Origin of the sequence: Pseudoalteromonas sp. B131b, from assembly GCF_037162545.1 — a bacterium.
Classification (GTDB): Bacteria; Pseudomonadota; Gammaproteobacteria; order Enterobacterales; family Alteromonadaceae; genus Pseudoalteromonas; species Pseudoalteromonas fuliginea.
In genome coordinates, this window is sequence record NZ_JARLUZ010000001.1 from 12,958 (window position 1) to 36,021 (window position 23,064).

Genomic DNA, 23,064 nt, shown 5'->3' on the forward strand with positions numbered 1-23,064 from the left:
GTTATATATTAAGCGCAAAGCTAAGTAGCACACGCTTTCCTGACTCAATTTTAGATACGCTGTGCTCGTATTTATCGGGTCTAAACAAATACACGCGATTAAATAAATTTATAATGCATTTTGAGCATTTAAATACCCCACCCGCTTTAGGTTTTTCTAATACAAAGTTGAGCTTGTAATAGCGCCCTTGCTGCACAGGGTCAATATGGTTCATTACGCTGTGATTAGTTGGGTAAGTAACAAGGTTTATCGAAAATGTATTACTGCTAAAAATAGCTTTGTTTTTAACGGTTGCAATCATACTGCCTCCTATGAGTTTATATGCCGCATTGTAGCATTTAGTAAATTATGAATGCTTAAGCTAAACAATATCAAAATACGATGTCATATAGCTAAACAGCCTGAAACAAAAAAGCCGAGCTTAATAAAGCTCGGCTTTTAATACTTTTAACAACTAACTATTGAGCCGTTATTATTAAATACTATGCGCTTGGGTATTCGCGGTACGCACGCTCTATATTTTTAGCCTGCTTTTTAGAAATACCTAAATGAGCAAGTGCTACACGTAGACGAGCACGTGATAGGTCAGACCCCAATATTTCCATTGCATCAAGCACTGACGTACTTGATGTTTTGCCTGTAATTGCGACAAAAATTGGCTCTAAAAAGTCTTTAATTTTAAGCTCGTGGAATGTTGCAACTTCTTTTGCAATTGCAAAAATAGCTGGCTTTTCAAAGCTACGTAAACCTTCAAGCTGCCATACAAAAAATTGCAGCGCTTGGCGTATTACGTTTTCGTCTGCTTTTCCGGCTGTTAATAGCGCAGGATCGTAAGTTGGAATCCCCCTACAAAGTGCCCTGCAAGCTCAACCATATCCGACAGCGTATTAATACGTGTTTTAACTTCTGGTAATATTTTAGCGAGCATTTCGCCGTTAAACTTCCAATCAACAAAGCGCTGAATTAACTGCTCGTCGGTTAGGTTTTCGCGGATCCACATGCCGTTTAACCAGCTTAATTTATCTACGTCGAATACTGGGCCACCAAGCGATACACGCTTCATGTCGAAGTTTTCAATCATTTCATTAAGTGTGAACTTTTCACGCTCATCTGGCATTGACCAACCCATACGGCCTAAGTAGTTAAGCACGGCTTCTGGCAGGTAACCCATTTCTTTATAGTAATTAATAGATGTTGGGTTTTTACGCTTAGACAGCTTTGATTTATCTGGGTTACGTAGTAATGGTAAGTGACCAAGTACTGGCGCTTCCCAACCAAAATCTTCATACAGTTTTAATAATTTAGGTGCTGAGTTAATCCACTCTTCGCCACGGAAAATATGGCTAATTTCCATATGGTGGTCGTCAACTACGTTCGCTAAAAAGTACGTAGGGAAGCCATCAGCTTTTAAAAGCACTTGCATGTCTACGTTTTCCCACGGGATCTCAATTTCATCACGTAGGTAGTCGTTAAACTTAAATGTGCCTTCGCTTGGGATTTTCATACGTATAACGTAGGGTTTGCCTGCCGCTAAGTTTGCTTTAATTTCTTCATCTGTATGGTTTAAACCACGACCGTCATATTTAGGGCGTAGACCTTCTGCCATTTGCTCTTCACGCATTTGATCAAGCTCTTCGCTTGTTGCAAAGCAGTAAAACGCTTTGCCATCGTCAACTAACTGATGCGCGTATTTTTTATATAAATCGCTACGCTCAGATTGACGGTAAGGACCAAATTCGCCACCCACATCAGGACCATGATCCCACTCAAGCCCTAACCAACGTAGGCTATCCATAATCGCAAGTTCAGACTCTGGCGTGCTACGTACTTGGTCTGTATCTTCTATACGAAGTACAAATTCACCGCCTTGTTGTTTAGCAAAACAGTAGTTAAATAAGGCGATATAAGCGGTGCCAAGATGCGGGTCACCAGTTGGCGACGGGGCAACACGGGTGCGAATTGTCATGGTATATTCTCTTTAAATAAGTGAGATAATAAAAGTGGTTTATGCAGCTACTTTGTTTAAGTAAGCAATAATATCGTTTGATTCATACAGCCATTGTACTTGGCCGTTTTGCTCTATACGCAGGCAAGGCACTTTAACTTTGCCGCCTTGCTCTAGTAGCTCTTGACGATATTGCTCATTGTCTTTTGCATCACGCGTATCTATGTTTAAGCCTTCGCGCTTAATAGCGCGACGTACTTTTACACAAAACGGGCATGCTTTAAATTGATACAGTTTAAATTGTGAGGTTTGCTGATCAAGCTGTGCTTGCTCGTCGCTTGCACGCTTTTTACTGCGAGGAGTAAATACAAAATTAAAGAATAAGATTATACAACCTAAAAACCAACGAACTAATTTCATGTTCTGTGCTCTGCTTACAACAATTTAAGGAGCCAGATTTTAGCACAAATTTACAATCAAAAAAGTGTAATACTGCGAGAATTACACTCACGTAATTTAATTTACTAAAAGTGCTGCTATAGCAATACCATATCATCCCTATGAAGTACTTCTGCGCCACTATCGTAATCGAGTAATTGGCCTATTTGACTAGAGTGCGCACCCTTTATTTTATTTACCTCAACGCTACTAAATCGCGTTAAGCCACGTGCAATTACTTGATTTTTATTATCTATTAAATCAATTAAATCACCGCGTTCAAAACGTCCAAATGCATTAGTAACGCCTTTAGCGAGTAAACTTGCGCCTTTATTTTGAAGGGCACCAATAGCACCTGTATCAATAACAATTTGACCGTTACTTTTTGGCCCGGCTAGTAGCCATTTTTTACGGCCATCTTTTGGGGCGGTGAGTTTTAAAAAGCGTGTACCAGGTAACTCGTCACTCATACATTTTAAAATAACGTTTTTACCTGCGCCTTTAGCAATAATAACTTCAACGCCTGCACGCCTTGCGATGTCGGCTGCTTGTAATTTGGTTGCCATGCCGCCAGTACCTAAGTTTGTACCACTGCCACCAGCAAGTTGGCGCAGCTCATCGTTTATGTGTGTTACTTCGCCAATGAGGGTGGCATTGGCATTAGTGCGCGGATCGCTGGTAAATAACCCTTCTTGATCGGTAAGTAGCAGTAACTTATTAGCATTAGCCAAAATAGCGACAAGTGCCGATAAATTATCGTTGTCGCCTACTTTTATTTCGCTGGTAGCGACTGCGTCATTTTCGTTAATGATGGGTACAACGTCGTAATTTAATAATGCATTGAGTGTATCGCGGGCATTAAGGTAGCGCTCTCTGTCGTCTACATCAGCGCGAGTAAGCAGCATTTGCCCCACATTTACCCCATATAAAGCAAACAAACTCTGCCAAATATGAATAAGTTGACCTTGTCCAATTGCAGCAAGCATTTGTTTATCAATTAAGCTTCTGCCACAGGGTTTTAATAGTTGTTCGCGCCCAGCAGCAACCGCGCCGCTCGATACTAAAATAACCTGGTGGCCTTGTTTTTTAAGCTCGCAGCATTGGCGTACTAATTCAACCATATGTGCTTTGTCTAGCTTATCGGTGCCGCCAGTGAGTACGCTTGTACCAAGCTTTACAACTATTACCTGTTCCCTTTGCATGTGCTTTTTACTACTGATTAATTAAAGATGAATTAATTTATACCAGCTCGGTATTTTTGAACAAGTTAAAAATATTCATGCTAGGATCTGATTTTATTAAATTATGTAAATTACTCTCTATGCCTGCCAGTTTATGTTTAATTATTGCCACCTTTTTATGGGGCAGCTCTTTTATTGCGCTCAAATACGCCATTGCCATTTACGACCCTGCATTGGTGATATTTTTACGCATGCTCACCACGTTAGTTTTGTCGCTTTGTTTATGGCGCTACGTTATTCGGTTTGAGTACTTAAAAGGTGACTGGAAGTATTTAGTGGGTATGTCGCTTGCTGAGCCTTGCTTATACTTTTTATTTGAAGGCCATGCAATGGAATACACATCAGCCTCGCAGGCCGGTGTTATTGTCTCTTGCTTGCCTATTATTATTGCGCTGCTTGCCTTTGTATTACTTAAAGAGCATATAAGCAAAGCCATTGTTGTCGGCTTTACGCTGTGTATTGGCGGCAGTATTTTACTTACGCTTCTTTCACCAAGTACCGACCAAGCACCTAATCCGTTACTGGGTAACTTTTTAGAGCTTATGGCTATGGTGTGCGCTGCATTTTATACCGTAAGTATTAAACATTTAGCTAATCGCTACTCGCCCCTGACTTTAATTGCGTTGCAAGGTATTAGCGGCAGCTTGTTTTTTGCGCCGTTTTTGTTTTTTATCGACCTACCAAGCGAAAACCAACACGACTTAACTGCGCTTATGAGCATTTTGTATTTAGGTTCGTGTGTAACCCTTGGCGGGTATGGCATGTACAACTATGCAATTAGCAAGGTATCGGTATTAACCGCTGCGGCGTACTCTAATTTAATTCCTATTTTTACACTTATTTTGTCAGCTATTATTTTGGGCGAAGTGCTCAACGTTTGGCAATGGCTGAGCATATTTGTGGTATTTATTGGCGTAATGGTAAGCCAGCGCCATCAAGAACTTGTGGTTGATATACCGCTTAGCGAATCAGGCGAAGACATTTGCGCAGATACAAGCAACCTTAAATCAGTACCCGAGGCAAGCGAATCAAAAGGGTAACAGGTAAGCAAATACAGCCCAGGTGTTTGTAAAAATGAGTTTTGGGATTGATGAATAACCTCAATCCCCGTTACCTTATAATTTTGAATCACCCCACTTTGCAGTTGCAAAGTAAACGCCTCTCCCACTTTGGCGTTTTGTAAAAATGCAAAGTGGGTGTCGTTATGCCCGGCTATTAGCGCGCCCTTTTCGTTTCCAAACTCTTTTCCGCCAAGCTCTCCTGCGGGTAAAAATTGGCTAGGCGCAAACGCTAAGTTACGGCCACTCGCTCCAGCCAATACACTTAATGTTTTATTATGACTTGGCCAATCAAGCTTTGCAGTAACGTAGCTGTCGGCGTAATACCAGGGTTTTACTTTGGTGCCAGATGATTTAAGCGCCTCTTGCCATGCTTGCTCAATTAATACTTGAGCAAGCCACGCTTTTGCCTGCATATAAGCGCCGTGCCCAAATAATCCAAGCCCAGCGATTAGTAAGCCCACGCTTAGCCACTTTTTCATTTATGTTCCCTACTTAATTTAGGCCCTCGGTTTATTTTAAGCGCGCCAAATCCCAATAATAAAATACAGCCTAACAATATGTGGAGCCTACTTTGCCCATCGGTTTGTGGTAAACGCATTGCCATACCTTGCGGTACTGCATTAGTAGCTTGCGCCGTTTGCTCTGCCACTTCTTTTGTTTGAGTTTGTTCAATCGCTATAAAAGCAGTAAAGGGGCTAAGTAATTGATGAGTAAGCGCAAGCTCCTGTACTTCATCTTTAACGGTACTTTGCTCGTTGTATAAAAGTAATGACTTAATTTTTTGGCGCGCCCACAGTTTTGCAATACCTTGAGCGCTTGAGCTATTTTTTGTGCTTAATTTAATACTTAAAGGCCCTTGTGCTGTTTGCCCAGCAAGTATCACACTTTTGGCATTATTAAGCTTTATAGCGACCATGATAGGCTCGCCAAAATATAAATCAGGTAGTGGTGACGGCCAAAAATCTAAGCTGTTACCGCTTTCATCGCTTAGCGCCAAATTAGTAATCGCAGGATGTGCAAGCTTATCAAACAACTGCTGCATTTTAGGTTGCACCTCGCTTGTGCTACCTATAAACGTAAATGAGCCTTTGCCTATATCTGCCGCTCGGCGCATAAAAAAGCTGTTGGGTGCACTGCCAATACCCACTGTAAATAAGCGGCTATCGCCTAATTTACTTTGAATGTTTTTAAACAATACGTCTTCGTTGCTTACGCTGCCATCAGTTAAAAATACAACTTGGCGTACAAAACCATCAAACTCGCTGCCATCAAGTACGGCATTAAGCGCACCTTGTATTTCTGTGCCGCCGTCGGCTTCTAGGCTATAAATAAATCGCTCTGCGCGGCGTAAGTTAAAGTCGCTGGCTATAAGTGGTTTATCGCTCATTGGAGTCACTATGTTATCAAAACCAATAATATTAAAGCTGTCGTCGCTATCAAGTAATGAAAGTGCATAAAACAAGGCTTTTTTAGCTTGCTCCATAGATTGCCCGTGCATAGAGCCTGATGTATCAACGACAAATACCATTTCGCGAGGTAATCGCTGAGTTTGTGTAAAGTGATCCCCTGGTGGCATTAGCATAGCAAGCCCGTATCGATCACCATTTTCAAACTGCTGAGTAAAAAATGCGGCTTGAGCCTGCTCTTTTTGCAGCGGTTTAAACTCAAGTACAAAATCGCGATTAACTGCATTTGTCTCATTTAAGGCTATTTTATATTGTCCAAACGCAGTGTTTTGTACATCAACATTATGAAATTTAGAATTGATATCCACCAGCTCTAAACCTACGTCTATATCTATGTTTAAGCTAAATTGGCTGCTTGGTACGTTATCAGTTTGAGTACTATTTTGAGTGATGTTTTGAGTGCTGTAAACAGGGCTTAACCATCCCGTTGGGAGCGGATTAACATGCGCTTGATTTTGAGTACTATCCTCAACCTCACCACTAATCGCGTGATAACGCGGTGTAATGGTAGTAGGAAATCTAATAGCAAATGTGCCGCTGCTGTAATCAATTATTTCTTGATACTCAAGCTCAATAATCACTTGCTCACCGGGGCCAATATTAGCCACATTCGTAATAAACATATTGGCGCGTTGCTGGCGTACAAGGGCCGCTTGCTTGCCTGCTTTTTTAGCCTCCTCGTATTTTTTTCGGCCTCTACCTTTTTATCAATTTGGCCTTTAATGACTCGCTCACCAATGTGCATGGTCATAGCATGTACGGCGCTTTCATCAGGCAATGGAAAAACGTAGCGCGCATTAACCGCAAACGGGTTTTCGTTTTGATAGGTTTGCGTTACTACAACATGATTAATTAGGCCAGTTAAGGTCATATTGGCGTCGCTTTTTAATATTATTGCTGGGCCTGCTGGCGCACCATTGCTATCAAAAAGTTCTAACTTGGGTGATTGCGCATGGCTTTTAAAGCTAGCTAACAGCACAATCGCTATGAATATAAAAATGCTTACTTTAGTAAGCATTTTGGTTGGTTTACTCAATTTAAACATAAATCACTCCATCGAACGCTTAGCTTTACTTAGATTCAGTTAGATTTAGTTACTCGCCGTTTGGCCATTTACACTATTCATTGAGCGAGTGGTAAGCGTTACACGTCTATCAAAAAAGTTATCTTCTACTGTGTTGCTACTTGTCAATGTCTGTTGCTCGCCAAATGCTTGCGTGCTTAATCGTTTATGGCTCACGCCGTGTTTTATTAAATAGCTTTGCACGGCATCTACACGCGCTTTAGAAAGTAAAAGGTTGGCTTGCTCGTCGCCGCGTTGATCGGCAAAGCCACTTAAATCAAGTACGAGTTGTGGTTGGTTGTTTAACAAGGTAACCAGTTGGTCTAACTGCAGTGCAAAATGCGGGGCAATAACACTTGAACCTGTTTTAAATTGCACCGTCATCGCCAATAAGTTATTAATTTGAACTTGAGTTAACTGCTCATTTTGATTGGCAAGCACTTCTAGCTGCTGCTCTAACATATTGTTGTGGTTAAGCACGTGTTGGTAATCGCTGGTTTTTTCTTTCATGACCGTAATTGCACGCTCTTGCTCTGCAATTTTGTTATCAGCTACTTTTGAATCACCTATTAAGCCACCGGCAAATGCCCCAATAAACGCACCAATTGGCCCGCCCACTACGCCGCCAATAATAGCGCCTGCACCTAAACCAATAGCCGTTTCTTTATGGGCTTCTTTTGATGGCGTGTTAGATGTTGAGGCAATTGCTGGAGTACAAAAACTAGCAACGAGTGTTAACGCAATTAATGTCTTCTTCATGATTTGATCCTTAAACTTACTTTTTAATTTGTGATGTTTTGTTTTGATGGGTGTATTAAAACAAGCTCAAGTGGCAGCAAAGGGGATCAAAAATGGCAAACTGCTGAGCAATTGTGGCAAAAAAATGGCAATTGCCTTTTTAACCTTACTTAATACCAACCTGCATAAATCTTTGATCAATTTAACGAATTAAATTGCACTATAACGTCGTTAAAAGTTTTTTATTTAGAACAACTAGATATAAAAACTTTTGCCTAGCTCTAGCGTAATTTTCTTAACGTTAAATAGACCCCATATATAAGCAGATTGGTATAACTTAAAAACTTCGATATAGTGCACAGCAGAGCCGATAGGATAATGATTAAAATGAAAAAAATAGCCATCGTTGAAGATGAACCCGCAATCCGCGAAAACTACATAGAAATGCTGAGCGCACAGGGCTACCAAGTAAGTGGCTTTGAAAATCGCGCCTGCGCTGAAGCTGCATTTAAAAACGCCCTGCCCGATTTAGCCATTGTTGATATTGGCTTAGGCCATGAAATAGATGGTGGTTTTTTACTGTGCCAAACATTGCGATCGCTTTCTAAAACACTGCCTATTATTTTTTTAACCGCCCGCGATAGCGAAATAGATACCGTATGCGGCCTGCGCATGGGCGCCGACGACTACCTAACAAAAGACATAAGCTTGGCTCACTTGGCTGCACGTATTGGTGCGCTGTTTCGCCGAATGGAAGCACTTGAACAACCCGCTGATGCAAACGCACTCATAGCACGCGGGCACTTAACGCTCGACACGCAACGTATGCAGGTATTTTGGCAGCAACAATTAGTTGATTTAACCGTAACCGAATTTTGGATGCTGCATTCACTCGCCCAGCGACCTGGCCATGTTAAAAGCCGTAACGATTTAATGAGCGATGCAAAAATTTATGTAGACGACAGCACTATTACTTCACACGTAAAACGTATTCGTAAAAAGTTTATAGCACTCGATAGCACCTTTGATTGCATAGATACCGTGTACGGTATGGGCTATCGGTGGGAACAACACTAATGCTACGATTTGGTCTGCGCAGTAAATTTATATTACTTTCATGTTTTTTGTTTTTGCTGCCGTGGCTTGGCTACGAGTACGTATGGGAAATGGAAAAGTTTTTACGCCAAGGCCAAGAAAAAACCCTCGTAGGCACTACTCGCGCACTTGCCACTGCACTACATGAGCGCCCCGCATTATTTGACGAGCAAACTAACTTTTTAGACCAAGTAGTAAAAGGCCGCGATTTATACGCTTATAATCTTAAAAACCCTATTCAGCTCGACGGTAAACTTAACGATTGGGACAGCTATCAACCGCTATTTTGGCATTACGACAAGCGCTACTTACAAAAAACAGATAACAAACATCAAGCCAGTGACTTATCGTTTGACCATATGGTGGGAAAATTTGATAACTACTTATACGCCGTATTTAAAGTCACCGACAATACCCTTATTTATCGCGCTAAAAATAGCTTAAGCATTACCAATAACGATTATTTACAAATTGGCCTAAAAACGCCAGACGGCCAGTTTAATACTTACATTATTGCGCCGCGCCAAGATGGCTGGGTTAATGCGTTTGATGCAAAAACCAAAGCCACTTTTACTAAAATCCAGGGCTATTTTGAAAGTACCAAATCAGGTTATAACGTAGAGCTGCGCTTTCCTATTAACATGCTGGGCAACAAACTTGGCTTTGCCATTGTTGACATTGATAGTAAAAGGGCACTGCTCGAGCCTAAAATAATGTCGACCTCAAACTTAAATAACCCAAACGATTTAGGCTCTGTATTAGTCCCTTCTCCAGAAATTAGCCGTATTTTAAAAGGCATGGGCCACAGTGGTAGCCGCATTTGGGTGGTTGATAACCATCATCGTGTACTTGCGCAGTCGGGTACTATTCAAAATGCAGATGGCGTTTGGGCTGATGGACTTGCTAACCAAGCTCCCGAGACGTGGTGGCAGCGCTTTGAGCAAAATTACTTGCACCCTATTTACTATAAAATATTAACGCGCCCCGAAAATGAGTTTTTAGATACCCTGCACGATGTAGCCTCTATGCAGGGCACACATTTAGCGAAAGCATTAAAAGGACAACCAGCATCGTCTTGGCGATTAACACCCGACAGTAAAGCCGTTATTTTATCGGCCGCTTACCCTATTTGGATTCAAGACCAAGTAATTGGCGCGGTAATAGCAGAGGAAACCACAAACGGCGTACGTACGCTGCGTAATAAGTCACTCGAAAAACTCTTTAACGTTATTTTAGCTGTGATGCTAATTGGTACTGTCACACTGTTCTTTTTGCCTCACGTATATCGAACCGAATTAGGCGGCTGCGCGATACAGCTGAACAAGCAATTGATGCACAAGGGCGTGTTACCGGCAGTATTAATTACAGCGATGCTAACGATGAAATTGGCGATCTGTCTCGTAGTTTTTCAAACATTGTGAGCCGACTTGGTGGTTATACCGATTACTTAGAAAATATGTCGTCGCGGTTGTCACATGAGCTGCGCACGCCGGTTGCCGTAGTACGCTCATCACTCGAAAACTTACAAAGCTTGCCACAAAACGAGCTGAGTCAAAAATACCTTGATCGCGCCAGTGAAGGCGTTGAACGCTTAGGTAAAATAATAACCACCATGAGCGAAGCCACTCGCCTTGAGCAGAGTATTCAAAGCAACGAGTCTGAGCCTTTTGATTTACAAAAAGTAATAAATGGCTGCATGCAAGGCTATCAGCTTACTTACCTAAACCAGTTATTTACGCTTGATGTATGCCAAAACAAATTACCTATGCAAGGTGCACCGGAGTTTATAGCTCAGCTGCTTGATAAACTTATTAATAACGCGCTGGAGTTTAGTGAGGCCAATACGGCTATTAATGTAGGCCTTAAGCAGAGCGAAAATAAAGCAATATTAACAGTGAGTAATACAGGCCCCGCGTTACCCGAAGGATTAACTGAGCATATTTTTGACTCTATGGTGTCGGTACGTAGCCAGCAAATGCAGCAACAGCCACATTTGGGGTTAGGTCTTTATATTGTAAGGCTGGTGTGCGACTACCATAAAGGCAGTGTAACAGCGCAAAACAACGAACAAGGTGATGGTGTCGTATTTACCGTAACACTGCCGTTAGCTAATGGTTAAGGCTGTATTTATACCGTTATATTTGTACCGTTATATTTATAGCCACAGCATTATATGCAAATAGTAATTACGCAATAAATTAAATTCAGTCGTATATTTTTTGTTAAAAATAGTTGCTTTAATTCACCTTAACTCCATATAAATTAACAAATAAACCCCTCTCATCCTTCAAAACCTGCCGGTTACAATTTAGTACAACTTCAAATGTAACTATTCACTTTTAATTCAGTCGAACGACCATACCCTAGTTGCTTATTGAGGAGATTACTTTATGAAAGAATTACTAGAACGTGAAGAGCTAGACTTTATTTTTGACCTATATAGGCCATCTAAAAAGCCTAAATCTGAAAATGTAAAACCAAAGAACGCTAATTATAAAGAACTTCGAAAACCCGACATACCTAAAAACGAAGGCGTGTCACACTATTTAATTTAACTCAGCCTAACGTTGTTGAGCTTCCAGTTTCTCGCTTTGTAAAAATGCTTTAATGCAGTTTATTTCTGCTAGTTTTACTTCTTCGCCTATTTCAGGGCCTTTTTTGCCATTTTTAAGCGCATCTTGCACTACTTGCTTCTTATCCATTTTTTGCAGCTCAGTATGAATTGCTCGCAGTTTAGCTGCTTGCGGGTATGGCTTATCAACCAATGTTTCACCACGGCCTTGCGCATCACATTGGCACGCTTGAGTAAACGCTATAAAACGATTCGGATGCACCAAAGCATTTAAGTTAGTCACTATTAGCTTGTGAACGGTTTGCGGCCTTAACTGATCAATTGTGTGGCAAAGGGTGTGATTATCACTGGTGAGTACACCAACATCGCGAAAGCGATTAGGCACTTTTAAGCGCTCACAAAACGCCTCAATAATTGCAACACCTTCGCGTTCGTGCCCACGTAAATTTCCATACTTTTTAAAACTAAGCGCCTTACCAAAGTCATGAGTCAGCGCTGCAAAACGAGTTTCCAAATCAAAATTTAAATCTGCGGCGCGTCTAAGTACCAACATAGTATGCACAAATACATCCCCTTCAGGATGATGGTTTGCTGGCTGCGGTACATTAACCATGCGCTCAAGCTCTGGAAAAATACCCAAGCCTTGCAATGCTTCAAAATAAAGCTCAGGGTGCTTTTCACCCAGTGCTTTTTCTGTTTCAAGCCACACGCGCTCAGGTACTAAATGATTTAGCTCACCTTTATTTTTAAGCTCGCGCATCAATGCATACGTACTTGGGTGAATACGCCAATCGCTGCCATAGCGCGCTAAAAAACGGGCAATACGCAGTACCCGTACAGGGTCTTCTACAAATGCAGCGGTGGTATGGCGCAGTATTTTATTTTGTAAGTCTGTTTGGCCATTAAACGGGTCAATAATATTACCGTGTTCGTCAAGCGCCATTGAATTTATAGTTAAATCGCGTCTTGCTAAATCTTCTTCGAGCGTAACGGTTGGGCTGGCATCAACCACAAAGCCAGTATAGCCTTTGCCACTTTTGCGCTCTGTGCGCCCTAGTGCATATTCTTCTTTTGTTTTTGGGTGTAAATAAACCGGAAAGTCGCTACCTATTGGCACAAAACCAAGCGATTCCATCGTTTTTGGTGTTTCCCCAATCACTACATAGTCGTTATCTTTTGATTTTATATTTAGCAGTTTGTCGCGCACTGCACCGCCAACGAGGTAAACTTGTTTTAAGTTACTTTTCACTTTATTCCCAATAACACTTGCCCAATTGTTTGACGCTAATCATATCATTAATTAAAAAATTCTGCGGTATTTGCCAAGCCTAAACAAGCTCATTACAATGGCCCATTATTTTTAGCTACAGCCTCATAATTAATGAAAAACCATTCATCAAAAAAAGAACTTATGTTACTGCCTATTTTATTGGTAGTTATTTTAATGTGCGTAGCAGGTCACTTTTTGCTACAAGCAAACTTTCAAGACAGTAATGTGGTTGAATACATGTTGGCAGCACTGCCGTTTGCTATGTTTGGATTGGTTATTGTGGCGTTTAAAATGGCGGCTAAGAGTGAAAAAGAAGAACAAGAGGAATAACTGATTTTTCGTGGCGTAATTAGCGAAGGTATAGTTACCAATAGGTCATGCCTTATCCTTCGGTGTAAAAACGAGATTCCAATCCAACCTAAAACTTCATTATTTATGAGCCATGGGGATATATTGCAATGTCAAAAGAGTACTTAAAAGAGCATCGGCTAGGCGAAGTCATCGCACTAATTCAGGTCTTAGCATTCCATCGAAATACAAGTCGTAGTGAAGAAGGCTTAATTGAAGAACTAAAACTAATTCCAAGGTCTGCGAATTCTTGGGTGGAGCTATCAAAATCCCACCCTGAGCTATTTCGTGTTAGAGATGAGGAAGATAAAATAAATAGGGTCTCTTTAGTATCTCGTTACGTAGCATCTTACGAAACCAAAAATGGTAAGAAAATACGTGAGCGATTAGAGCCGAGTTTAGTGCAAAAATTAATAGAAGTTGCTATTGAAATTCATGATAGGCAGGTTTCAAACTTTGAGCGATGGAAGGTTATAGTCCCACTACTAGTAGCATGTATTAGTGCAACGGCTGTCATAACTGCAACTCTAATGAAAATAGCTAATTAACAGATAACAACACACGCTGATGAGCACTAAAACTTATTTTCCACCGCAGATTTTAGTAGCGTTGTTCCGTTATTTTTCAATGCAGCAAGGAAGCTGATTCATCATAGGGCTTATGTATTTTCAAGCACCTAAATAATATTCACTTAAATGCCAATGTTTTGAAAGTAAACAAGATACACAGCCTAAAAAAACACACAAAGAAAGTAAAGCCACTCCCTCTCAACCTAGCCACTCAAACACCAGTAACAGCCTTTAAACGGCAGTTAAAATAGCACCAAACCTCCTTTTAATATTTCACCTGAAATTGAAGTAACCGATTGAACCAAAACAGGAATTCAGCTATGGTTTGTTTATCAATAACAAATAAATTTGAAACTTATTGATATGCTTTTTCTGCTACGGTCACTTTTTCTAAGTAATGTCTCGATTCAGCTCTAGAGTGCTTAGTTGTGAGTATTTTATAAAACTGGCTCGACGTTAATTGGTTAATTTTTGAAAATGCGATTGTTCTATTTGAATTAAATATTTTTAGTACATTGCCTGCGCCACCGTTATATGAAGAAATCATGGCGTAATGTTGGTTTTGTTTGGTTTGTATTTTATTTAAATAGCTATTTTTTAGTACACTTAAATACGCACTGCCAATATCTATATTTCTTTTAGGATCAAACAATACTTCTTTACTCGGCTCCCCTGGTATTTTCTTTATTTTTTGATAGACGTCTCTTCCTGCGCGCGATGGAATTATTTGCATTAAACCATACGCATTTGAAGAACTTACTGCGTAAGGGTTAAAGTGACTCTCTGTTTCAATAATACCGTAGATAAGCGACGCAGATATTTGGTATTTCTTTGCCGCAGCCAATACATAATCACTGTATTTTTGCTTTCGTAAGTGAGCGTTTTGTTCTACCAGAGGAAAAGATACCGATGTAATTGAATGACCATCACTACGTTTTTTTTGTACCTTAGTGTCTACTAAGTAACGAGCAAAACGATTTGCCCGCCATTGGTATTTTATGGGGAGCCCGTCTTCATCAAGCACTTGTTGATACAAAAAAGGTTCATCCCCTAAAATAGGCGATTCACTGGTAAAAATGTCTGTTTTATGTGGATCACTTGAGGTCAATAATGTCATTACAATTGCTTGAGTTAGAAGCGAATTGGTATTTTTAGTGGCTATGGTTTCGACCTGTACCATATTACGGTCAAAATCAATAACAGCGCGTGCTTGGTAATCATTGCTGTATTTTACATATTTTCTGCGTGTTGGTTGCTGAGTATTTTTTTACCCCATTTACGACTAACTACACTTTCTAACGTTGCTAATAGCTGACTAACGCTCCCCACTTGCTGCTTAATTGAGCGCTGCGTTTTTTTACTTGTTTTTCAATTGCTTTAACATCGGTGGGATTGTTTTTTACTTGTTTTGCAAGTTTATTGAGATCCCTTACTGGCGCTAAGTGCGATATTGACTCGCAACCGGTCAATAATAGAATAAACACTAAGAAGCCATACTTTTTCACAACTTATCCCTATCTGTTTTTTAAGTAACACTATAAAATATTTAGCTAAAACTAATTTATGGCAGCCTACTTAGGGCCAACTTTATATTCAATTAGCTATTGTTCAAACTAATAGCAAAGCATTTATGTTACTCATTCGTTGAAAATCAATTAAATAATGGGTGATGTAATTGATTAATATTAGATTGTTCCGATAGACTTTTAGTAAATAACAGTTTTTTATGTAAAGGGATCATAGAAAAAGGCTCTGAATCTAAAATAGAGATTGTTGGGACATACAAAATATCGGTCAATAGTTTTTTCCCAATATTAAAACGTTTTATTGAATCCCCTGCTTTATCACCACTTTTAAAATAAACTTCATGGTTATGTATACTCCAGCCATAGCGGGTACCAAACTGTTTTCTATCGAGCAGTTTTACAGGCATATGAGGTTCATTTATATCAACCTTATATAACTCCTTTTTATTATCTACATATACGAGTATTTTATCACTATCCATATAGCCAAAACGTCCATTATTATCTGTTACTTTTTTTGTCATAAGCGTATTAGTATCTAATAAATAGAGTTCACGTTTTCCAGCTACATTTAACCTTATTACAAGATCTTTGTTATTAGGATGCCAAGTAGGGCGACCAAACTTATCTAATGTAATATTTAAGCGATTGATTTTTTTGTTACTGAATTATAAACATAAATTTCATTTTCACTCTTACTAATTGCACTCGCAAATACTAATTTCTTACCATTATTAGACCAAAGGGGATATTTAGCATTCTTTTTTAAATTAGTAAGCTGCCTGCGATTACTGCCATAAATATCAGATAGCCACACTTCGTAATAACCACTTTCATTTGATAGATAGGCTAGCTCTTGGGATACCTCTGAATAAGTAGGGTATTTATTGCTAAACTCAGATTCAATAACGGGATAAATACTAGTACCAACCGATGTAGAAAGATCGTAACCCGCTATATAGTAAGTTTCTCGGCGCTTTTGGTAAAATAGACTGCCGTCTGCAGAAAAGCTAGGAAAGCCAAACCCAGATATATTTAAAGGTGTTTGCTTCAAGGTTTTTAAATTAAGTATAAACCCTGAATGCTTATCTGCTTTTTGACTTCCAAAGACAAGCAAATCGTTACTTTTATGCCAGGTCATCCCCTCAATATCATTATGCTTAAATGTAACTTGCTGAGCAGCTTTGGTTTTTAAGTTTACTATAAATATATTTTCGCTAGTATTACTGGCACGCCTTGCTACGGCAACGTATTCACCATTAGGAGAAAAAGCAATATCACGTTCTCTGTATGCGCAATTGTCTTGACAACTAAACCGCTCAGGCTTTGCTTGATTGTTATTTAAATTTAAAAAGTAAATGCCGTCTTCTATATCTCCTGTCACTTTAGAATTAAAAGCGAGCGTCCTTCCATCTGATGACATTGCAATATATTTAACTCCAGTTGTAACTGGACAAGTAGCTAGTTTAGTTTCCTTCTTACTAATTAGTTCAAACTTTATAACAAAGCACTTAGAGGCAGTTGTAGATAAAAAATAAATATATTGTTGATCAAGGCTCCAAACAGCTCGACTATAGGATGCATTAGTAATAGTAAGCTGTATAGGTGGCACTTGAGGTGCAGCTAACTCTTTTAAATATAAGTGACGCCCTGCATTATTAGCCCATATATAAATCACTTTTTTACCATCCGGTGAAGGTGAAACAAATAATTCACTACCAGGATCTTTAGTTATTTGCGTAACAGTGGCATTAGCTGCCTTTTTAGGAGCTAAGTAAAAAGAAAGTAAGCCTATGATTATAGTTATTAAAAATAGTGTGGTTAACCAAGGTATAGCATTAGATTTGTCGTTTTTACTTGAAAGGGAAGGAGCTTGTTCTACGTTAACGGCTTGTGGTTTAACTAATAACTTATAACCTCTCTTGCGTATTGTTTCTATTACACAAATTTCATTATTGGGATATTTAAAACATTGCCTTATTTGCCAGATGGTATTAGTAAGTGCTTTTTCCCCTACGAGTTCATTATTCCCCCAAACATGCTCAATTAATTCAGCGCGAGAAACAACACGAGGGTAATGTAAAACCAAATAGCAAAGTACCTCTGTTACTTTTGGTTGAATTGATTGCTTATTTTTAGTGTTGATTAAAATAGCATCTTCTTGAGGCAGCACAGTATAGGGACCCAGAAAAAAAGGCTGTTCAACATTCATAATGAAATACTTACCTTACTATTTTATTTAAAATACAAACAATTACATCTAAAAACAATATTTCACTGTTTACGAGTTATTATTTTATTCTACATGAGTTAAGTAATTAAAACACAAATGTTGGATAGGTGAATGCTGGTTTTTAATTTAGTCACGATGAATTATTGACTATTCCAATAAAAATAAAAAAAGAGCAAGTAATCCTCCCCTTATATTAAGCTTAATTTAATGCTAAACGTTTGCCTGATAAAGTGCCTCGACTAAATAGACCATTTTCTATAAATAAAATTTCTCCGTACTCACCATTTTTAATACTGCTATCGATTGCGATCACCTTACCTTGGTAGCGCGACTCTATTCGTTTTTGAGAGGTGTGTCCCACCACTATATTTTTAATTTCAAAATGTTGTAGCAACAAATCGATTTCTATATCTGTTGCACCATCATCTTTAAAATATCCGCGATACCAAATAGGCCCGTTCTTTTTGTGTAATTCTTTAGCAAAGCCCTCTCTAGGGTTACCTAGCTCAACTTTAACTAAATTTTGTTTAAAAACTGTGTTTATCGATTGCAATGACACTGCACTTTTAGCAAAGTCGGGGTGAAACCCCCATGAGCAAATAAATAATCATCTATTTTTACTAACACCGCTTTGCTCCGTAACCAACGACCAAGAATAGTGTGCTTATTAAATAGACTAACAAATTCTACATCAAGTAACTTTGCCGTGCGGACATATTTAGCATGCAGGTAACGTAAGTCGTTATTCAGTACCATAACCTCATGATTACCTAATAATAAATGCAAAGAGCCACCAGCTTGCTTAGCTTGTTGCTCAAGTTCAAAAATAAACCATAGAATTTCAGTTACTTTATCACCACGATCAAATATATCTCCGGTAATCACAAAATGGCCATCCCCATAGCTCCACTTGCCCTCATTATTTATAATTTTGTTATTGGTTAATAATTGCTTCATTAAATCAAACTGTCCGTGCAAATCACTTAGAGCCGCTATTTTAGAAACTCCAGTAAATTCAATTATATCTTCAGTAAACTCAAGGGTGTTTACCTCTGCGGTTAAACCACACTGAGAAAAATAAATTGGTATGCTTTTAAATTCTGTTGCTTGGTGTTTCGCCTTATCGTTACAAATCCAAGCTATATCTAATACAGAGTTACTTTCAGCAATATAAGGCCCGTCTTTTAGTACAAAAAACTCATTAATTGTTGTTTGTTGATTTTTTGTGTACAAGTCATATTCAAAAAATGCATATAACCCAGAACATACTAATAAAGGCAGTAGTAAAAAAATATATGTTTCATATTTAACCTTATGAAACCACATCCTTGTGGCAAAAACTTAAATAAAGCTATCGTCGATTAAAATGAATATTCAGCTTTTATAAAACCAAATCGACCAACACCACCACCGTAACCACTGTAGTAGTTACCAGTGCTTTTGTGGAACAAACCGTTATTATCAAATATATTATTGATACCGCCTGATATTTTCAAACGAGAGTTTTTATCCATTTTCATTGAATACGAGGCTGAAATATCGTGTCTTAGGTAGGTTCCGTAATTTTGGAAGTACAATGGCTCTGGGTTTTCAATACACCCGCTATCACCCGTATTACAAAGGACCTTATTATCAGCTACAGCATCCAGATAATCGCTAACATCTTCATCAGTCTCTAGCTCATCTTTGAATCCCCCAAGTATTTAACTTTCCAGCGTACACTTAACTCATCAAGCTTCCATCGAAGTGAAACCGAACCTTTATCTTGAGATGTATAATAACCTGCATAATTTAAGGTCTCTAAACCATCGTTACCTTCATAAGTCGTTGACTGCTCAATAACGTGATTAAAATCACCTTTTAGTGTTAAAGAACCGTAATCATTTAGATCAATTTTTTGTGAAAATGTTATATCAACCCCACGCGCACTTTCTTCGTTTAAGTTATATACACGTTGGATAATTTTAGTTATCTGGCCTTCACTGTTTCGTGTAATATCGTTACAAAATGCATTGTCGGTGCCATAACTTAGGCTTGAGTTATAGCATTGCTCTAATATTTCTTCGTTAGGGATTTCTCCAAGCGCATCTTCAATTGAAATGTCGTAGTAATCTATCGCGAGGTTGAAGCCTATTAAAAAGTCAGGCGCCATTGTGATTCCAAACGTGTAAGAATCTGATGTCTCAACATTTACATTTGAATTACCTGCATTTGGAGAGTAACTATTGTTCTCATCTGCCAACTCAAATGCTTCATCCTCAGAGATTAAAGTAGCAAGAGTTGGATCTAATCGACAATTTGCATGGCCAACTTCTGTTGAGGTAGCTGTTACACCTTCGCATATGTCATCAAAGCTATCAAAGTCACCTCGAGGAGGTGAATAAAGATCACTGATACTTGGCGCACGCTGTGAACGTGAATAGTTAGCTCTAATGCCATAACCTTCAACGGGTATCCACATAAAACCAAGCTTATAACTGGCTACGTTGTCTAAACTATCGACGCTGTATTGTGCTAACCGTAATGACGCTTCGACTGAAAGTGACTTAGCAAAAGTTACTTCTCTGAGTAGCGGTATACTAAATTCACTAAATATTTCAAACACATCCATTGATTCATTAAACTCAGGAATTGTATTCCAAGTGATCCCCCCACTTTTAGCTCTTCGCTGGTTTGTAAATCAACAGTGTCTTTGCGGTACTCACCTCCAAATACAGCTGATACATTACCCGCTGGTAGCTTAAATAAATCCCCTGTCATGTAACCTAAAAGATTATATTGCTCAATATAGGTATTAATTGTTGGACTACTGCGTATCCAATCGGCCATTTCTGGTGTAATTGAACCTTCGCCAAATATATTTAATGCAACACAACCATCTGCACGTGCTTGCTCATCTTTACATTGAATAGTACCATCTTCGAGTTGCTCTGCTTGCAAAGCTTGGTTTACTTTGACTATATTTAGTTCGTTATTACGATGCTGTTCTTGATGAAATTTACCAAAGCCTACCGACATATCCCATTCCCACTCATCATTAAAAGCGGTTCCCTGTAAACCAGCCCAAGTACGAAGGGTTGTACGATTATTTTCGGTTGTAATATTACCTACTTCACCAAAACGTCTATCCCAATAAATACGATCTTTATATGGATTAGTATCAATCATCTCCTGGGGAACATAAGGGTTATCTATTGGAATATATCCAGGTCGAATATCATCTAAAGCATCGCCAGTTTCTGCATCAAAAGTTGGTACATAGGCACTTTCATAATCGTCTTCTGGTGACTTATTATTGAAAGAACTAGTAAGGCTTAACTGAACTTGAGCATATGCTGTTAGTGAGTCGTTAATATCGTAATTAAGTTTTACGGCAGTGCTAAATTTATCATTTGGTATTTTGAGCGCAACATACTCATTTGAATTAATACCGTAACGCTCTTCGTTACCTTTCCAATCATCACGTAACGTTTGCCCATCGTACCAAAATTGAGTGTCATTATTACTAGACTCTAAAAATACGCCTCCTAGAGTTCCATCACTTTTGCTTGCCCAATCGGCGGGTGTTTGATCACGCATACATACATCATCGCCATCTGCATTTTGCATTGTGTTACACATAAGCGAGCTGTCGTAGCCATGAACATCTTCTAATTGGGCACGTTTTCTATCTGAGTAACTTAATCCAAATTCACGGTCCCAACTAGAGCTAACAAAGACGTAACCTTTATCATCATCAAATGAAGTACCGTAATCCATATCAATCGTGAATTCTTTTGCACCGCCTTCAAACGACTCCCCTGTTCGACCGCTTAAACTAAAGCCTTCTTTATCAGTTTGCGTAATTATATTAACCACACCTGATACCGCATCTGCACCATAAGTTGCAGATGCGCCACCGGTAATAACTTCAACGCGCTGCACCATACCACTAGGGATCGTACTTAAACTTACTTTATTACCACTGTAACTATTTGAAACAACACGACGCCCATCAATCAATGTTAACGTCCTACTAGCACCCAAACCGCGTAAATTAACGGTAGAAAGCCCGGTACCCGAAACTAATGACTGACTATTAGTATTACTAATATCTTCAGTTAATGAAGGAATACCATCAACTAAAATATCAGCTAACGATCCCACACCTGTATCAGCAATATCTTCACGAGTCATAACAACTAGTGGTGTAGGAACACTAAAACTATCACGTCTTAAACGAGATCCTGTTATAACAATTTTTTCTACTTTTTCTTTGGTTTTGGCCACTTTTTTAGCTAACGTTGTATTTGTTTGTGGTCCAACATCAATATTTTCTTGTGCTATCACTTGCTGAGAAAAACTTGCAGTGATCGCGATTACTAATAGGCATTTTCTTGTTGATAAAGTGTTCACACGCTTCCCTTTATGAATGTTTTTAATATTTATGTCATTATTTTTAAGTTAAAACAGTTCAATTTATTAATTATTTTATTTGTTACTTATAATTAAATAAATGTTAATTAAATAGCAATCACCTTAATCTCCTTTATGTCACTTCTTTATATCTTTTTAAAGTCTATTCATTTAAAAACAATAACTTAAAATATTACATAAAGCATGCAATCACATACCGTAGTTAGCTTTCATTGAAACACACTGTTTTCTAACCGTATGTATGGCGCGCTTTATTAGGTGGCACGCTTTTTACTTTGCCACAGATTATTGGCATCTAATTAGGTGAGGTTGATGATGAACTTTAAGAGTGATTGCACTTTTTCTATGTATTTTTACAACTTGGATCATGCAAAAATAAAAGAGTACCCACATCAGGCAGATACAATTAATTATTAGCTTTTGAAAGATATAAATATCGTGCGGAAGGAGAAATGTTGCAATATAGGTGTCATTAAAAGTTAGTTTCATTGCTTTGCTTTTAGCAAAACATGTCTTTATGTCGCTTTAATCTCACAAAAAAAGCAGCGTTAATAACAAGCTGCTCCGATACTCATAAGTCATTACAATATATGGTAGCCAAACCAATCTGGCTTTATGGTTTGTGCTTCACCGCTGGGGGTTAACTTTATATTCAATTGGCTGTCGAGTAAATCAATGGCAAAGCAATCGTCTACATCATGTAAATCATCTTTATGAATATGGCTAAGCCCTGCAAGTAAATCGTTTTTAGCACGCTCTTTAGCTTCATGGCTACTGCTTGCAACATACAGTGCAAAGTCGTGTTGCTCAGCCATAGAATCACTTCGGTAAGCGCCTAAATTTACAAAATAGAGTTGTTTATTTTGCTCCACATAGCTCTCGACTACTTCTACTTTAAAACCATCTATATGATTAATTGCCATGTAGCTATCCATGTGAACATTACTTCTGTCGCCTACCCACTGGCTTTTTAACTTTGAGTAGGTTTGTTCTATATTCTCCCCTACAACAAAACGAATATCATGCATTTCTATATGGCAACCCTGAATTCGCCCCCTAAATACACCATAAATAACTGCATTT

At 38.8% G+C, this 23,064-nt stretch carries 16 protein-coding genes and 6 pseudogenes; 6 read left to right on the forward strand and 16 right to left on the reverse strand.

Annotation, left to right across the window (positions count from 1 at the left end; all coding sequences use genetic code 11):
• Position 1 precedes the first annotated feature (1 nt).
• The 4 genes and pseudogenes from P4S65_RS00070 to proB form a co-directional block, all read right to left on the reverse strand.
• The gene (locus P4S65_RS00070; protein ID WP_021032137.1) at positions 2-301 is read right to left on the reverse strand and encodes a hypothetical protein; all 300 of its coding nucleotides are present in this window, start codon (positions 299-301) and stop codon (positions 2-4) included.
• Positions 302-482: 181 nt separating this feature from the next.
• Positions 483-1,966, reverse strand: a pseudogene (gene gltX / locus P4S65_RS00075) (glutamate--tRNA ligase).
• A 39-nt stretch (positions 1,967-2,005) separates the two neighbouring features.
• Entirely contained in the window at positions 2,006-2,365 is a 360-nt protein-coding gene (locus P4S65_RS00080) for a glutaredoxin family protein (RefSeq protein ID WP_337119319.1), read from the reverse strand.
• A gap of 116 nt (positions 2,366-2,481) precedes the next feature.
• A complete protein-coding gene (gene proB / locus P4S65_RS00085; RefSeq protein WP_337119320.1) occupies positions 2,482-3,585 on the reverse strand; it encodes a glutamate 5-kinase in 1,104 nt (367 codons plus the stop codon).
• Positions 3,586-3,704: 119 nt separating this feature from the next.
• Between proB and P4S65_RS00090 the strand changes: the two genes are divergently transcribed.
• Positions 3,705-4,664 carry a DMT family transporter gene (locus P4S65_RS00090; protein ID WP_024597327.1) on the forward strand — a complete coding sequence of 320 codons (960 nt, stop codon included), beginning with the start codon at positions 3,705-3,707 and terminating at the stop codon, positions 4,662-4,664.
• Here the strand turns inward: P4S65_RS00090 and P4S65_RS00095 are convergent.
• From P4S65_RS00095 to pdsO, 3 genes and pseudogenes are all read right to left on the reverse strand, one after another.
• Complete coding sequence (locus P4S65_RS00095; protein WP_337119321.1) at positions 4,559-5,164, reverse strand: class GN sortase; 606 nt, start codon at positions 5,162-5,164, stop codon at positions 4,559-4,561. The genes P4S65_RS00090 and P4S65_RS00095 overlap by 106 nt on opposite strands.
• Positions 5,161-7,196: pseudogene (locus P4S65_RS00100) on the reverse strand (marine proteobacterial sortase target protein). The gene P4S65_RS00095 and the pseudogene P4S65_RS00100 overlap by 4 nt, the downstream one beginning before the upstream one ends.
• A 45-nt stretch (positions 7,197-7,241) precedes the next feature.
• Positions 7,242-7,973, reverse strand: coding sequence for a sortase-associated OmpA-like protein PdsO (gene pdsO, locus P4S65_RS00105; RefSeq protein ID WP_337119322.1), 732 nt, complete (start codon positions 7,971-7,973; stop codon positions 7,242-7,244).
• 366 nt (positions 7,974-8,339) lie between these two features.
• Between pdsO and pdsR the strand changes: the two genes are divergently transcribed.
• From pdsR to P4S65_RS00120, 3 genes and pseudogenes are all read left to right on the forward strand, one after another.
• Positions 8,340-9,029, forward strand: a complete 690-nt coding sequence (gene pdsR, locus P4S65_RS00110) for a proteobacterial dedicated sortase system response regulator (RefSeq protein WP_337119323.1) — start codon at positions 8,340-8,342, stop codon at positions 9,027-9,029.
• Positions 9,029-11,166: pseudogene (gene pdsS, locus P4S65_RS00115) on the forward strand (proteobacterial dedicated sortase system histidine kinase). Before pdsR ends, pdsS begins: the two are co-directional and overlap by 1 nt.
• A gap of 271 nt (positions 11,167-11,437) precedes the next feature.
• The gene (locus P4S65_RS00120; protein WP_002961633.1) at positions 11,438-11,602 is read left to right on the forward strand and encodes a hypothetical protein; all 165 of its coding nucleotides are present in this window, start codon (positions 11,438-11,440) and stop codon (positions 11,600-11,602) included.
• 6 nt (positions 11,603-11,608) lie between these two features.
• On the opposite strand, the gene P4S65_RS00125 is transcribed toward P4S65_RS00120, so the two are convergent.
• Positions 11,609-12,868 carry a multifunctional CCA addition/repair protein gene (locus P4S65_RS00125; protein WP_002961634.1) on the reverse strand — a complete coding sequence of 420 codons (1,260 nt, stop codon included), beginning with the start codon at positions 12,866-12,868 and terminating at the stop codon, positions 11,609-11,611.
• 132 nt (positions 12,869-13,000) lie between these two features.
• Between P4S65_RS00125 and P4S65_RS00130 the strand changes: the two genes are divergently transcribed.
• Both P4S65_RS00130 and P4S65_RS00135 read left to right on the forward strand, forming a co-directional pair.
• Positions 13,001-13,219, forward strand: a complete 219-nt coding sequence (locus P4S65_RS00130) for a hypothetical protein (RefSeq protein ID WP_033023621.1) — start codon at positions 13,001-13,003, stop codon at positions 13,217-13,219.
• A gap of 128 nt (positions 13,220-13,347) precedes the next feature.
• Positions 13,348-13,785 (forward strand): hypothetical protein, encoded by a 438-nt coding sequence (locus P4S65_RS00135; RefSeq protein ID WP_033037986.1) that lies wholly within the window; start codon positions 13,348-13,350, stop codon positions 13,783-13,785.
• 376 nt (positions 13,786-14,161) lie between these two features.
• Here P4S65_RS00135 and P4S65_RS00140 read toward each other — a convergent pair whose 3' ends face one another.
• From P4S65_RS00140 to P4S65_RS00185, 8 genes and pseudogenes are all read right to left on the reverse strand, one after another.
• Complete coding sequence (locus P4S65_RS00140) at positions 14,162-14,650, reverse strand: transglycosylase SLT domain-containing protein (protein WP_337120717.1); 489 nt, start codon at positions 14,648-14,650, stop codon at positions 14,162-14,164.
• 75 nt (positions 14,651-14,725) lie between these two features.
• Positions 14,726-15,010 (reverse strand): annotated as a pseudogene (locus P4S65_RS00145) (murein transglycosylase domain-containing protein); the annotation flags it as partial.
• A 447-nt stretch (positions 15,011-15,457) separates the two neighbouring features.
• The gene (locus P4S65_RS00150; RefSeq protein ID WP_337119324.1) at positions 15,458-15,856 is read right to left on the reverse strand and encodes a hypothetical protein; all 399 of its coding nucleotides are present in this window, start codon (positions 15,854-15,856) and stop codon (positions 15,458-15,460) included.
• 116 nt (positions 15,857-15,972) lie between these two features.
• Positions 15,973-17,544 carry a winged helix-turn-helix domain-containing protein gene (locus P4S65_RS00155; RefSeq protein ID WP_337119325.1) on the reverse strand — a complete coding sequence of 524 codons (1,572 nt, stop codon included), beginning with the start codon at positions 17,542-17,544 and terminating at the stop codon, positions 15,973-15,975.
• 220 nt (positions 17,545-17,764) lie between these two features.
• Entirely contained in the window at positions 17,765-18,118 is a 354-nt protein-coding gene (locus P4S65_RS00160; protein WP_337119326.1) for a hypothetical protein, read from the reverse strand.
• Positions 18,106-18,798: a metallophosphoesterase gene (locus P4S65_RS00165; protein WP_337119327.1), complete on the reverse strand. Its 693-nt coding sequence runs from the start codon at positions 18,796-18,798 to the stop codon at positions 18,106-18,108. The genes P4S65_RS00160 and P4S65_RS00165 overlap by 13 nt, the downstream gene beginning before the upstream one ends.
• Positions 18,799-18,926: 128 nt before the next feature.
• Positions 18,927-21,960: pseudogene (locus P4S65_RS21835) on the reverse strand (TonB-dependent receptor domain-containing protein).
• Positions 21,961-22,562: 602 nt separating this feature from the next.
• A pseudogene (locus P4S65_RS00185) lies at positions 22,563-23,062 on the reverse strand (DUF1543 domain-containing protein).
• Between the last annotated feature and the right edge of the window lie 2 nt (positions 23,063-23,064).